The organism is Streptomyces sp. LZ34, assembly GCF_053890475.1.
This window is the reverse complement of the sequence record NZ_CM132680.1, coordinates 8,474,796-8,488,696: the sequence shown is the minus strand read 5'-3', so window position 1 is coordinate 8,488,696 and position 13,901 is coordinate 8,474,796. Positions and strand designations below refer to the sequence as shown.

At 72.7% G+C, this 13,901-nt stretch carries 12 protein-coding genes; 2 read left to right on the top strand and 10 right to left on the bottom strand.

The genetic code is table 11. From position 1 onward, the window contains the following. Positions 1–37: 37 nt before the first annotated feature. The 7 genes from ACWY4P_RS35750 to hrcA all read right to left on the bottom strand — a co-directional run bounded on the left by ACWY4P_RS35750 (position 38) and on the right by hrcA (position 6,225). Entirely contained in the window at positions 38–958 is a 921-nt protein-coding gene (locus ACWY4P_RS35750) for a ribonuclease Z (RefSeq protein WP_456204679.1), read from the bottom strand. A 5-nt stretch (positions 959–963) separates the two neighbouring features. Then, positions 964–1,323, bottom strand: coding sequence for a histidine triad nucleotide-binding protein (locus ACWY4P_RS35745; RefSeq protein WP_456204678.1), 360 nt, complete (start codon positions 1,321–1,323; stop codon positions 964–966). Between the two features lie 128 nt (positions 1,324–1,451). Beyond that, positions 1,452–1,940, bottom strand: coding sequence for a hypothetical protein (locus tag ACWY4P_RS35740; RefSeq protein ID WP_456204677.1), 489 nt, complete (start codon positions 1,938–1,940; stop codon positions 1,452–1,454). Positions 1,941–2,061: 121 nt separating this feature from the next. Then, positions 2,062–2,805: a 16S rRNA (uracil(1498)-N(3))-methyltransferase gene (locus tag ACWY4P_RS35735; protein WP_456204676.1), complete on the bottom strand. Its 744-nt coding sequence runs from the start codon at positions 2,803–2,805 to the stop codon at positions 2,062–2,064. Beyond that, entirely contained in the window at positions 2,802–3,893 is a 1,092-nt protein-coding gene (locus ACWY4P_RS35730; protein ID WP_456204675.1) for a nitronate monooxygenase, read from the bottom strand. The genes ACWY4P_RS35735 and ACWY4P_RS35730 overlap by 4 nt, the downstream gene beginning before the upstream one ends. A 175-nt stretch (positions 3,894–4,068) precedes the next feature. Continuing rightward, positions 4,069–5,208, bottom strand: a complete 1,140-nt coding sequence (dnaJ, locus tag ACWY4P_RS35725) for a molecular chaperone DnaJ (RefSeq protein ID WP_456204674.1) — start codon at positions 5,206–5,208, stop codon at positions 4,069–4,071. Then, complete coding sequence (gene hrcA, locus ACWY4P_RS35720; RefSeq protein ID WP_456213170.1) at positions 5,209–6,225, bottom strand: heat-inducible transcriptional repressor HrcA; 1,017 nt, start codon at positions 6,223–6,225, stop codon at positions 5,209–5,211. It lies immediately after the preceding gene. 195 nt (positions 6,226–6,420) lie between these two features. Between hrcA and ACWY4P_RS35715 the strand changes: the two genes are divergently transcribed. Both ACWY4P_RS35715 and ACWY4P_RS35710 read left to right on the top strand, forming a co-directional pair. Further along, positions 6,421–7,155 (top strand): MBL fold metallo-hydrolase, encoded by a 735-nt coding sequence (locus ACWY4P_RS35715; protein ID WP_456204673.1) that lies wholly within the window; start codon positions 6,421–6,423, stop codon positions 7,153–7,155. Positions 7,156–7,177: 22 nt separating this feature from the next. Beyond that, a complete protein-coding gene (locus ACWY4P_RS35710) occupies positions 7,178–8,008 on the top strand; it encodes a DUF3097 domain-containing protein (protein WP_456204672.1) in 831 nt (276 codons plus the stop codon). A gap of 112 nt (positions 8,009–8,120) precedes the next feature. On the opposite strand, the gene hemW is transcribed toward ACWY4P_RS35710, so the two are convergent. From hemW to ACWY4P_RS35695, 3 genes are all read right to left on the bottom strand, one after another. Then, positions 8,121–9,353, bottom strand: coding sequence for a radical SAM family heme chaperone HemW (hemW, locus tag ACWY4P_RS35705; RefSeq protein ID WP_456204671.1), 1,233 nt, complete (start codon positions 9,351–9,353; stop codon positions 8,121–8,123). 152 nt (positions 9,354–9,505) lie between these two features. Next, entirely contained in the window at positions 9,506–11,671 is a 2,166-nt protein-coding gene (locus ACWY4P_RS35700; RefSeq protein WP_456204670.1) for a SpoIIE family protein phosphatase, read from the bottom strand. Between the two features lie 194 nt (positions 11,672–11,865). Continuing rightward, positions 11,866–13,755 (bottom strand): AMP-dependent synthetase/ligase, encoded by a 1,890-nt coding sequence (locus ACWY4P_RS35695; protein WP_456204669.1) that lies wholly within the window; start codon positions 13,753–13,755, stop codon positions 11,866–11,868. Between the last annotated feature and the right edge of the window lie 146 nt (positions 13,756–13,901).

The following is a 13,901-nucleotide window of genomic DNA, read 5'->3' as shown; positions in this document are numbered from 1 at the left end:
ACGATGGCACCGACAGCGGCGCCGGGCCCTGGAGCGGTCAGCGCCGCTTGGGCAGCGCCACGCTCATCAGGTCCTGCGCCACCGTCAGCTCCCCCTCGAAGCCCGCCGCCCGCGCCTGGCGCTCGAAGTCGGAGGGGTCGCCGTACCGCTGGGAGAAGTGGGTCAGCACCAGGTGCCGCACCCCCGCCTCCGCGGCCAGCCGCGCCGCCTGCCCGGCCGTGAGATGCCCGTACTCCACCGCCAGCGGCTCGTCCTCGTCCAGGAAGGTGGACTCGATCACCAGCAGGTCACAGCCCTGCGCAAGGTCGTGGGCGCCCTCGCACAGCCGGGTGTCCATGACGAAGGCGAAGCGCTGCCCGCGCCGCATCTCGCTGACGTCTTCCAGGGTGACCGTGCGCCCCTCCCGCTCCAGCGTCCCCTCCCGCTGCAGCCGGCCGACCTCCGGCCCGCGGATGCCGTACGCCGCGAGCCTCTCGGGCAGCATGCGGCGGCCGTCGGGCTCGGTCAGCCGGTAGCCGTAGGACTCGACCGGGTGGGAGAGCCTGCGCGCCTCCAGCGTGTACCCGGCGGTCCGCGCCAGGACCCCGCCCTCGCCCGCCACCGGCGCCTCGGCCAGCGGCACGGTCTCGCGGTACGCGGTCGCGTAGCGCAGCCGCTCGAAGAAGCGCTGCCCGCTCTCCGGGTAGTGCGCGGTCACCGGGTGCGGCACCCGGTCCAGGTTGATCCGCTGGACGACCCCGGCCAGGCCCAGCGAGTGGTCCCCGTGGAAGTGCGTGACACAGATCCGGTTGATGTCATGGGCCGCGACCCCCGCCCGCAGCATCTGGCGCTGGGTGCCCTCGCCGGGGTCGAAGAGGATGCCCTCGCCGTCCCAGCGCAGCAGATAGCCGTTGTGGTTGCGGTGCCGGGTCGGCACCTGGCTCGCGGTGCCCAGGACGACCAGTTCACGTACGGACAAGGGGATTACCCCGGGGGCCAGTTGAAGCCGCGGCCGCCCAGGATGTGGGCGTGCGCGTGGAAGACGGTCTGGCCCGCGCCCGCGCCGGTGTTGAAGATGACGCGGAAGCCGGTGTCGTCGATCTCCTCGTCGGCGGCGACCGCACCCGCCTCGCGCAGTATGTCGGCGGCGATCTGCGGCTCCGCGTCCGCGAGGGAGGCGGCGTCCGGGTAGTGGACCTTGGGGATCACCAGGACGTGGGTCGGCGCCTGGGGGTTGATGTCCCGGAAGGCGAGGGTCGTCTCGGTCTCGCGGACGACGGTCGCCGGCACCTCCTTCGAGACGATTTTGCAGAACAGGCAGTCGGCCTGCGGTTCTCCCGGCACCGGTGGCTCCTTACGCATCGTCGGCTGGTACGCAACCGGATGCTACCGGGAGGCCCGGAGGCCGCGCGCCGGAACCACATGGTGGTCACGCGCCCGTCGAGCGGAAGCGTGCGCCATCGGCTGCCGACCTACTTGTCGCTGCCTTTGTCGCTGCCCGCCGTGGTCCGCCGGTCCCACGGGTGGGTGGTGTTCCGGGACGGCTTGGGATGCCTCGTCTTCCGTGCGTTGCAGTCGCCGATCACATTGGCCTGGAAGACGCGGTGGTCGTCCACCTTGGCGGTCAGATCGCCCCGTACGCAGATGTTCTCGCGCTCGTAGGTGACGGTGCCGGTGACCTTGATGGTGCGGTCGTCATCGGTCTTGCCCCGGCAGTGGACGGAGGCCTTCGCGTCCTGCGAGGGGCCGGACGTGTGCTTGCCCTTCACATCCGCGTTGCATGTCATCCAGCGCACGTCGATGCCGCCCTTTTCGAGCGCGCGCGTGCTGACCCGGTCCGTGGTGACCGCCACCCCGATGGCGTTGAGCCCGGTGTCGTCCCTGGGCTCGCACGCCGCCACCGCGACGATCGTCAGGGCCGCCGCCACCCCCGCGAAGAGCGCGTTCCTTTGATGCCTCATTGCCCCCATAGACAGAGGTTCCCACCGGAGCGGGGGGATCCGGAAGAGCACACTCGGCCACATGATCCGCCGGGCGTGCGAGGGCGGTCGGGGGCGCCCGGGGCGCCCGGGGGCAGGTGCGTCAGCCCCAGCGCCCCGTGCGGCCCAGGAGCAGCGCGGCCGCCGCCGTTCCGGCCGTGGAGGTGCGCAGCACGGTCGGGCCCAGGCGGTACGGGCGCGCCCCCGCCTCGGCGAAGGCCGCCAACTCCTCGGGTGATACGCCCCCTTCCGGGCCGACCACCAGCACAACGCTTCCCTCGGCGGGCAGCGGCGCGGTCGCGAGCGGCTCGCTGCCCTCCTCGTGCAGCACAGCGGCGAAGTCGGATTCGGCCAGAAGCCGAGCAACCTGGCGGGTCGTCATCGCGTCCGCCACCTCGGGGAAGATGAGCCGACGCGACTGCTTGCCCGCCTCCCGGGCCGTCGACCGCCACTTGCCCAGCGCCTTCAGGCCGCGCTCGCCCTTCCACTGGGTGACACAACGCGCCGCCGCCCAGGGCACGATGGCGTCCACGCCGGTCTCCGTCATGGTCTCCACGGCCAGTTCGCCGCGGTCCCCCTTCGGCAGCGCCTGGACCACGGTGATCCGCGGGCTCGGCTGCGCCTCATGGCGCACCTCGGCCACCTCGACCAGCAGCCGGTCCTTGCCCTCGACCGCCGCCACGACGCCGAACGCGCCCGTACCCGCCCCGTCCGTCAGCACCACCGGCTCGCCCACGCGCAGCCGGCGCACCGACACGGCATGCCGCCCCTCCGGCCCCTCGAGCGCCAGCCGCGCCCCCACGGCCGCCCCCGCCAGGGAGTCGGCCAGGAAGACGGGTGCGGTCACGACACCGCCCCTCTGTCCCGCATGACGCCCAAACCCTCACGTGCCGCGTCCAGTTCGGCCGCCAGCACCTCCACCAGCCGCGCGGCGGGCAGCTCCCGGGCCAGCCGGTGGCCCTGCCCCGCCCACAGCGCCATGCCCTGCGGATCGCCGGCCTTCGCCGCCGCCTTCCGCAGCCCCGAGGTGAGGTGGTGCACCTGGGGGTAGGCGGCCGGGGCGTATCGGCCGTGCTCGCGCATAAAGCGGTTGACCAGCCCGCGCGCGGGGCGCCCGGAGAAGGCGCGGGTCAGCTCCGTACGGCCGAACACCGGGTCGGTCATGGCCCGCTTGTGCAGGGCGTTGGCCCCCGACTCGGGGCAGACCAGGAACGCGGTCCCCAGCTGGGCCGCGACCGCGCCCGCCGCCAGCGCCCCGGCGATCTGCGAGCCGCGCATCAGCCCGCCCGCCGCGATGACCGGAATCTGCACGACCTCCCGGACCAGCGCGAGCAGCGACAGCAGGCCGAACCCGGCGCCCGTCCCGTCGGCGCGCGGGTCGTCGCGGTGGGTGCCCTGGTGGCCGCCCGCCTCGACGCCCTGTACGCACACGGCGTCGGCGCCCGCCCACTGGGCGGACTGCGCCTCGGCGGGCGAGGTCACGGTCACCACCGTCCGCGTCCCGGCCCTGCCGAAGGCGTCGAGGACGGCGCGGGTGGGGCAGCCGAAGGTGAACGAGACGACCGGGACCGGGTCGTCGAGGAGGATCGCCAGCTTGGCGTCGTACGCGTCGTCGGAGCCCGCGTCGGGGTCGCCCAGCGGGGTGTCGTACCAGGCCGCCTCCCCGGCGAGCTGCTCCCGGTAGACCTCCACGGCGGCGGGGTCGGCGGTGAGCGGCTGCGGCATGAACAGGTTCACGCCGAAGGGCCGGGCGGTCTCCCCCCGCAGCTGCTTGATCTCCTGGTACATCGCCTCCGGCGTCTTGTAGCCGGCGGCGAGGAACCCGAGGCCGCCGGCCTCGGAGACGGTGGCGGCCAACTGCGAGCAGGAGGCCCCGCCCGCCATCGGGGCCTGCACGATCGGGTACCGAAAGAGATCGGTCAGCGCGGAGGACATGGCGACATCGTGTCATGTCCTCCGCGCCGGTCAGAACCCGGCTCAGGGCCGCGCCCTTCGGGTCGGGCCAGCCGCCTAACGCCCGTTGAACGCATCCTTCAAGCGCGAGAACAACCCCTGCTGCCCTGGCTTACTCCATCCCCCGGGGGCCACCCCCGGACCCCCGGCCGGGCGCCTACCGCCCGTTGAACGCATCCTTCAGACGCGAGAACAACCCCTGCTGCCCTGGCTTGAATTCGCCCACCGGCCGCTCCTCGCCCCGCAGCTTGGCCAGCCGCCGCAGCAGCTCCTCCTGCTCCGGGTCGAGCTTGGCCGGGGTCTGCACCTCGACATGGACGATCAGGTCGCCGCGGCCGCCGCCGCGCAGGTGGGTGACGCCGCGCTGGTGGAGCGGGATCGACTGGCCGGACTGGGTGCCGGGCCGGATGTCGACCTCCTCCAGGCCGTCGAGCGTCTCCAGGGGCACCTTCGTGCCCAGCGACGCCGCCGTCATCGGGATGGTCACCGTGCAGTGCAGGTCGTCGCCCCGGCGCTGGAAGACCGGGTGCGGCAGTTCGTGGATCTCCACGTACAGATCGCCCGCCGGGCCGCCGCCCGGGCCGACCTCGCCCTCGCCGGCGAGCTGGATCCGGGTGCCGTTGTCCACACCGGCCGGGATCTTCACGGTCAGCGTCCGGCGCGAGCGGATCCGCCCGTCGCCCGCGCACTCCGGGCACGGGGTCGGCACCACGGTGCCGAAGCCCTGGCACTGCGGGCACGGCCGGGAGGTCATGACCTGGCCGAGGAAGGACCGCGTCACCTGGGACACCTCGCCCCGGCCGCGGCACATGTCACAGGTCTGCGCCGAGGTGCCGGGCGCCGCGCCCTCGCCGCTGCACGTCGTACAGACGACCGCGGTGTCGACCTGGATGTCCTTGGTGGTCCCGAAGGCCGCCTCGGTCAGCTCCACATCGAGGCGGATCATGGCGTCCTGGCCGCGCCGGGTCCTGGACCTCGGGCCGCGCTGCGACGCGGTGCCGAAGAAGGCGTCCATGATGTCGGAGAAGTTGCCGAAGCCCGCGCCGAAGCCGCCCGCGCCGCCCCCGGCGCCGCCCGAGGCGGACAGCGGGTCCCCGCCCAGGTCGTAGACCTGCTTCTTCTGAGGATCGGACAAGACCTCGTAGGCGGCGTTGATCTCCTTGAACCGCTCCTGGGTCTTGGGATCCGGATTCACGTCCGGGTGCAGCTCACGCGCGAGCCGGCGGAATGCCTTCTTGATCTCGTCCTGCGAGGCATCACGCCGCACGCCCAGGACTGCGTAGTAGTCCGTCGCCACTTACGACTCCGCCAGGATCTGTCCGACGTAACGTGCCACTGCGCGTACCGCTCCCATCGTTCCGGGGTAGTCCATGCGGGTCGGTCCGACCACGCCGAGTTTGGCGACCGCCTCGTCGCCCGAACCGTAGCCGACTGCCACGACCGAAGTGGAATTCAGGCCCTCGTGAGCATTCTCATGCCCGATCCGTACGGTCATGCCCGAGTCCTTCGCCTCGCCGAGCAGCTTGAGCAGAACGACCTGCTCCTCCAGCGCTTCGAGCACGGGCCGGATCGTCAGGGGGAAATCATGCCCGAAGCGGGTGAGATTGGCGGTGCCGCCGATCATCAGCCGCTCCTCGGTCTCTTCGACCAGCGTCTCCAGCAGGGTGGCCAGGACCGTCGAGACGGTCCCCCGGTCCTCCTGCTCGAAGGCCTCGGGCAGGTCCTGCACCAGCCGCGGCACATCCGAGAACCGCCGGCCCACGACCCGGCTGTTCAGCCGGGCCCGCAGATCCGCGAGCGACTCCTCGCTCACGGGCGCCGGGCAGTCCACCATGCGCTGCTCGACCCGGCCGGTGTCGGTGATCAGCACCAGCATCACCCGCGCCGGGCTCATCGCCAGCAGCTCCACATGGCGGACCGTCGAGCGGGTCAGCGAGGGATACTGCACCACCGCGACCTGCCGGGTCAGCTGCGCGAGCAGCCGGACCGTGCGCCCCACCACATCGTCGAGGTCCACGGCGCCGTCCAGGAAGTTCTGGATGGCCCGCCGCTCCGGCGTGGACAGGGGCTTCACCCCGGCCAGCTTGTCGACGAAGAGCCGGTAGCCCTTGTCCGTGGGGATGCGCCCGGCGCTGGTGTGCGGCTGGGCGATATAGCCATCGTCCTCCAGCGCCGCCATGTCGTTGCGCACCGTGGCCGGGGAGACGCCCAGCCGGTGCCGCTCGGTGAGCGCCTTGGAGCCGACCGGCTCCTCCGTGCCCACATAGTCCTGGACGATCGCACGCAGTACCTCGAGTCTGCGTTCGCTGAGCACCGCGCACCTCCAGTCCAGCCGTCTCATCAGGTCTTCCCCCTGGCACTCAATGGTCACGAGTGCCAGAACCCCTCAGCCAGTGTACGGCGGGGTGCCGTGGCCGGGGCAAGAGCCGCCGCTTTGCCACTGCCCCTGTTGGCGTCGTTGGCGTCTGTTGGCGTCTCGGTTTGCCTCTGCCCCCGCTAGCGTCTCCGTATGGACACCCGTTGGGAAGAGGCGCGCTGGGAAGATCTCGCGCCGTCCGTCGCCCGGTGCCGTCTGCCCGGCTGGGACGCGACCGTCGGCGCGATCGCCGGCCGGACCGGCGTCCTGGTCGTCGACACCGGCGCCGACCTGGCCGAGGGTGCCTGGGTACGCCGCGAGATCACCCGGCTCTTCGGCCGCCGCCCCACTCACATCGCCCTCACCCACCCCCACTTCGACCATGTCTTCGGCACCGCCGCCTTCGCGGGCTGCGAGGTGTACGGGGCCGCCGGGCTCGACGAGCTGCTGCGCCGCGAGCGGGACACGCTGCGCGAGGACGCGGTGCGCCACGGCGCGGACCCCGACGCCGCCGCCGGGGCCGCCGACCATCTCGTACGCCCGCACCACCTGGTGTGCGGCGAGCTCACCCTGGACCTGGGCGACCGGCCCGTCCTGCTGGCGAACGTGGGCCCCGGCCACACCGCCCACGACCTGGCCGTCCTCGTCCCCGGCCAGGCCCCGGGCGAGCCCGAGGTGGTCTTCTGCGGCGATCTGGTCGAGGAGTCGGGACCGCCCCAGGCGGGCGCCGACGCGATCCCCGGACAGTGGCCCGCCGCCCTGGACCGGCTGCTCGCCCTCGGCGGCGAGGACGCGCTGTACGTCCCCGGGCACGGCGCCGCCGTGGACGCCCGTTTCGTCCGGGCGCAGCGCGATGAGCTCGCCGCTCGTTTCGGCGTGTCCTCCTGACGCCGGCGCTAGGGTCACTCGGATGCGACAGTACGACCCGGACCTGACCCCGCCCTGGAAGCGCCAGGCGCCCGCGCCCGAGGTGCCCGCCGAGCCCGACCTGGTCGTCGAGGAGGTCACCACCGGGTTCTGCGGCGCCGTGATCCGCTGCGAGAAGACCGCGCAGGGCCCCACGGTGACTCTGGAGGACCGCTTCGGCAAACACCGGGTCTTCCCCATGGAACCGCGCGGCTTCCTCCTGGAGGGCCGCGTCGTCACCCTGGTGCGCCCCCGCGCCGCCGCCCCCACGGCCCCGCGCCGCACCGCCTCCGGCTCCCTCGCCCTCCCTCAGGCCCGCGCGCGCGTCGCCCGCGCGGGGCGCATCTACGTGGAGGGGCGCCACGACGCGGAGCTCGTCGAGCGGGTGTGGGGGGACGACCTGCGCATCGAGGGCGTGGTCGTGGAGTACCTGGAGGGCATCGACGACCTGCCCGCGATCGTCCGCGACTTCTCCCCCGGCCCCGACGCCCGCCTCGGCGTGCTGGTCGACCACCTGGTCCCGGGCACGAAGGAGTCCCGTATCGCGGCCGAGGTCACCGGCGAGCACGTGCTGATCGTCGGGCACCCCTACATCGACGTGTGGGAGGCCGTGAAGCCCTCCTCGGTCGGCATTGCCGCCTGGCCGACGGTGCCGCACGGCCAGGACTGGAAGACGGGCGTCTGCCGGGCGCTGGGGTGGCCCGAGAACACGGGGGCGGCCTGGCAGAGGATCCTGTCCTCGGTCCGCTCCTACAAGGACCTGGAGCCGACCCTGCTGGGGCGGGTGGAGGAGCTGATCGACCATGTGACCGTGGGCGGTCCGGACGGGCCGTAGCGGGGCCCGTCCGGGCGTCGGGGCATGCGAGCGTCACGTCATCCGGGCGTCGGGTCACCCGGGCGTCGGGTCATCCTCACGCCGTCGGGTCAGGCGGGCGTCCGGACAGGTGTCAGTCCACCAGATCGCGCACCACCGCGTCGGCCAGCAGCCGCCCCCGCAGGGTCAGCACCGCCCGGCCCTCGCCGTACGGCTCCGGCTCCAGCAGGCCGTCCGCCACGGCCCGGGCCGCCGCGGCGGCGCCCGCCGGGGCCAGCAGGTCCAGCGGGCAGCCCTCCACAAGCCGCAGCTCCAGCAGGATCCGCTCCACCCGGCGCTCCTCGTCGGTCAGCATCTCGCGGCCCGCCCCCGGGGACCGGCCCTCGCTCAGCGCCTGCGCGTACGCGCCGGGGTGCTTCACGTTCCACCAGCGCACGCCGCCCACATGGCTGTGCGCGCCGGGACCGGCGCCCCACCAGTCCGCGCCGCGCCAGTACAGCTCGTTGTGGCGGCACCGGCCGGCGTCCGACGTGGCCCAGTTCGACACCTCGTACCAGCGGAACCCGGCCGCCGACAGCGTCTCCTCCGCGATGAGATACCGATCGGCGTGCACATCGTCGTCGGTCATCGGGACCTCGCCGCGCCGGATCCGCCGGGCGAGCTGGGTGCCCTCCTCGACGATCAGCGCGTACGCCGACACATGGTCGGGCCCGGCGCCCAGCGCGGCCTCCAGCGAGGCGCGCCAGTCCTCGTCGCTCTCCCCCGGCGTGCCGTAGATCAGGTCCAGGTTCACATGGTCGAACCCGGCCGCCCGAGCCTCGGCCACGCACGCCTCCGGGCGGCCCGGGGTGTGGGTGCGGTCCAGCACCCGCAGGACATGCTGCCGGGCGCTCTGCATCCCGAACGAGACCCGGTTGAACCCGGCCTCCCGCAGCTGTTCCAGATACCGCGGGTCGACCGACTCCGGGTTGGCCTCGGTGGTGACCTCGGCCCCCTCCGCCAGCCCGAACTCGTCCCGGATGGCGCCGAGCATCCGCCCGAGGTCGGCGGCGGCCAGCAGGGTCGGGGTGCCGCCCCCGACGAACACGGTCTCGACCGGCCGGGGGTCGTCCCCCAGCACCTTGCGGGCGAGGCGGACCTCCTCGGCGACCATCTCGGCGTAGTTGTCGCGGGAAGCGAGCACGCCGCCGGAACCGCGCAGCTCAGTGGCGGTGTAGGTGTTGAAGTCGCAGTACCCGCAGCGCGTCGCGCAGTAGGGCACATGCAGATAGAACCCGAGCGGCCGGTGTGCCGCCCCGGCCACGGCGCTCGCGGGCAGCGCGCCGTCCTCGGGCATGGGCTCGCCATCGGGCAGTACGGAAGGCATGCCCCCCATTGTCCGCCATCGGGGCAGCGCCCCGAACGCCTCGCGGCCTGGGGCGGCCCGCCCCAGGCCTCCGAGCCCCCCCACGCGGTGGAACCCCGCCCCCGGTGTCGGGTAGGGACGGGGGGAGGGAGAGATCCGTCCGGGCGCCGCCCCTACCGCGCCCGCAGCACCAGCATCGCCAGATCGTCGTCCGGCGGCTCGACCGCGAACGCGTGCACCGCCTGCCGGATCCGCTCCGCCACATCCCCCGCGTCCAGCCCCACGCAGTCGCCGAGCAGCGACGCCAGCCCGTCCCCGTCGTCGAACTGCCGGGCGCCCGATCTGTGCTCCGTGACCCCGTCCGTCACACACACCAGCGTCTCCCCGGGCGCCAGCTCGAAGGTCTCGCTCTCGTACGTGACGTCGTCCACGACGCCCAGCAGGATCTGCGGCTCGGCGACGGTGCGCACCGACCCGTCGGGCCGGAGCACCAGGGGCAGCGGATGTCCCGCGCTGGCGAGCGTGCAGCGGATGCCGTCCTCGCCGTCCTCGCCCAGCGGCACGAGCTCCCCGTACAGCAGCGACAGGAACCGCGACACCCCGCCGCCCACCGGCAGCCCCACGCCCGCCGCCACGGCCTCCGCCGCGCCCTCGACCGCGGCCTCGACGGCCTCCTCCCCCAGCATCCGGTTGAGCCGTTCCAGGACCGCCCCCACGCCGTATCCCTCGCGCGCCAGCAGCCGCAGCCAGGGCCGTACGAGCCCGGTCACCACGGCCGCCTCCGGCCCGTTCCCGCACACATCGCCCAGGACGAAGACCCAGCGGCCGTTCCCCGCCGGGAAGATGTCGTAGAAGTCGCCCCCGGCCGAGATGCCGCCGGTCGGCTCGTACACCACCGCCGACTCCACGCCCGGGATCCGCGCGATATGGGACGGCAGCAGCCCGCGCTGCAGCACCCGGCTGATCGTCGCCTGCCGCGTGTACTGCCGGGCGGACGACAGCGCGAGCGCGACCCGGCGGGCGAAGTCCTCGACCAGGTCGGCCACCTCGCCCGGCACTCGCATCAGCCCGGCCCGGCCGAGCAGCAGCGTGCCGACGGTGCGCCCGTTCGCGATGAGGCGGCAGGCCAGGGCCGCGCCGCCGGGCCCGTAGGCGGAGGGGTCGCTGGGCCACGCCCAGGGCACGGCTCGGCCGCGCGCGGTGGCGGGCAGCTCCAGCGGCTCCTTCTCGAGCACCTGGCGGAGGGTCTCGATCCGGCTCTCGCTCGCGTGCCACACCTGGGCGAGCCGCGGCGGGCCGCCTTCCGCGTCGAGCCACACCGCGCTCCAGTCGGCGAACCGCGGCACGAGCAGCTGGGCGGCCAGCGAGGTCACCATGTCCTCGTCGAACTGCCCGGCCAGCAGCTCGGACGCCTCGGCGAGGAAGGACAGCGCGCCCTCCCGGACCCAGTCGGCGTCGGTGTGGCGGACGCCGACGCGCCGGGGGGCGGGGGCCAGGAGTTCGACGGCGTACGCATCGCCACTCAGCGAGTCGCCGCTCGACGGGTCGCCCTTCAGCGAGTCGTCCTTCAGCGAGTCGTCCTTTGAGGAGTCCCCGTTGAGGGAGCCGTCCTTGGGGGAGCCGTCGGTGGGCAGTGAGCCACCCGGAAGCGGCTCACCCGGAAGCGGTTCGCTCGGAAGGGCGACGGCCTCGGCCGGGGTGACGGGCAATTGGAACCACACCGTCTTGCTGTCCCGGCGATAGGCCGTGCCCCAGCATTCGGCGAGCTCGGCGACCAGCCGCAGCCCGTGTCCGCCGCACCCCGGCTCCTCGCCCCCGTCGGGAGGCTCGCCGCGCAGGAAACGGGTGGGGTGATGGTCGGTCACCTCGACGACCACGGAGGGCACTTCCCCGTCTCCGGTTAAGACGTCCAGCGCACAGCTCACCTCGACCGCCGTCCCGGCGTGCACCACGGCGTTGGTGACCAGTTCGCTCACCAGCAGCACGACCTCGTCCGCGACCCCGTCGGGGATCCGGCCGACGGCGGGGAAGTCGAGCGAGGTCCAGTCCGCGAGGGCCGTGCGGGCGAACCGGCGCGCGGCGGAGGCCGCCAGCGGATTGCCGGGCAGGCTGGTGCGCGCGGCGGCGATCCGAGCGGCCGGCACGGCCCCGGGCACGGCTACGAGCGCCGGCCCCGGCCCGGATCCGGGCCGGGGGCGAGGCACTACACCCGGCACCGCCCCCGGCGCCGGATCAGATGAGACAGAAGCAGGTGTGGCAGAAGAAGGCGTCCCCACTGTGCGGCTCCTGAGCAGTCCCGGCGTAACGCCGTAGTCCGACACCGACAGAGTGGCAGACATGCCGCCCTCATATGCGCCGAGTTACGCAAGTGAGCCGCGATGAGGGGAAAAATCAGGTGAAGAGTGCGTCGGAACTGCGGCGCTTGTGCGGATCGTACGCCTCGTACGGCCCATGAGCCCCACCCGACACCCCCACCCCGACACCCCGCCCGGGGTCGCCCGGCGCATGGGCGACCCTCAAGCCTCCCGAACCCTCAGACTTCCCGCGCGCCGTCGTACATATCCTCCAGCAGGTCCTTGTATTCCCGCTCGACTACCGGTCGCTTCAGCTTCAAGCTCGGTGTGAGCTCACCGTGCTCGATGTCCAGGTCGCGCGGCAGCAGCCGGAACTTCTTGATCGTCTGCCAGCGCTGCAGCCCCTCGTTGAGCCGTCCCACATAGCCGTCGATCAACTGCCGCACCTCCTCCGTGGCCACCACCTCGGCGTACGACTTCCCCTCCAGGCCGTGCTCCTGCGCCCAGCCCATGATCGTCGGCTCGTCGAGGGAGATCAGCGCGGTGCAGTAGTTACGGTCCGCGCCGTGCACAAGCATGTTGGAGACGAAGGGGCACACGGCCTTGAACTTGCCCTCGACCTCGGCCGGCGCGACGTACTTGCCTCCCGAGGTCTTGATCAGGTCCTTCTTCCGGTCGGTGATGGTGAGATAGCCGTCCGGGGAAAGCTCGCCGATGTCGCCGGTGTGGAACCAGCCGTCGGACTCCAGCACCTGCCCGGTCAGCTCCGGCAGTTCGTGGTAGCCCTGCATGATGGAGGGGCCGCGCATCAGGATCTCGCCGTCCTCGGCGATCCGCACCTCAAGGCCCGCGAACGCCTTCCCCACCGTGCCGGTGCGGTATTCCACCGGGTTCAGGAAGCCCGGGCCGCTGGTCTCGGTCAGCCCGTAGCCCTCCAGGATGTTGATGCCGGCGCCGGCGAAGAAGTAGCCGATCTCGGGCGCGAGCGAGGCCGCGCCGGACACCGCGGCCCTCAGCCGCCCGCCGAAGGCCTCGCGCAGCTTGGCGTAGACGAGCTTGTCGGCGGCGGCGTGCTTGGCCTTGAGACCGAGCGGCACGGAGGCGGTGCCGGTGCGGCGGAAGTTGTCCTGGGAGGTCTTGGCGTACTCGCGGGCGATCTCGGCCGCCCACCGGAAGATCTTGTACTTGGCCGCGCCGCCCTCGCGCGCCCGCTGCGCGACGCCGTTGTAGACCTTCTCGAAGATCCGCGGCACGGCACACATATACGTGGGCCTGACCACCGGCAGATTTTCGATGATCTTGTCCACTCGGCCGTCCACGGCCGTCGTGTGCCCGACGTAGACCTGCCCCGCCGTCAGCACCTTGCCGAAGACATGCGACAGCGGCAGCCACAGGTACTGCACATCGTCGGCGAAGAGGATGCCGTCGAGATTGCCGATCACGATGGCCATGTACGACCAGGTGTCATGCGACAGGCGTACGCCCTTGGGGCGCCCGGTGGTGCCGGAGGTGTAGATGAGCGTGGCCAGCTGGTCGGCGCGGAGCGCGTCCATGCGCTCGCGCACCACGTCCGGGTGATCGTCGAGGTAGGCCGTGCCGCGCTTCTCCAGCTCGGCGAGCGAGAGCACCCAACCCTCGGGGTCGCCCTCGGCGGGGGTCGCGTCCTCGGCCTCGATCACCACGACATGGGCCAGCTCGGGGAGGTCCTCGCGCTGCTCCCGCACCTTGGCCAGCTGCGCCGCGTCCTCGGCGATCAGCACCCGGCTGCCGGAGTCGGAGAGGATGAAGGCGGTCTCCTCGACGTTGGTGCTCGGGTAGACCGTGGTGGTCGCGGCGCCCGCGCACAGCACCCCGAGGTCGGTGAGGATCCACTCGACGCGCGTGGAGCAGGCCAGCGCCACCCGCTCCTCGGGGCGGATGCCGAGGCCGATCAGGCCGGCGGCGATGGCGAAGACCCGGTCCGCGGTCTCGCGCCAGGTCAGGGGCCGCCAGTCGTCGGGGCCCTCGCCCGAGGCGGGCGGGACCGGATAGCGGTATGCCTCGTTGTCCGGCGTCGCCTCGACGCGCTGGAGGAAGTGCGTCGCCAGGGACGGCGGGCGGTTCTCGAGCAAAGTCTGTGTGTCGGTCACGGCATCCTCCGGAGCCCGCCTCGGTGCTTGCCTCACTGCTTGCCTCGTGTCACTGCTCGCCCCGTGCTTATTGACTCGCGAGTAACCTTCGAGCAGTGATCAGGGTAAGGGCCGGAACCGTACCGCGTAAGGGGGCTTCGGCCACC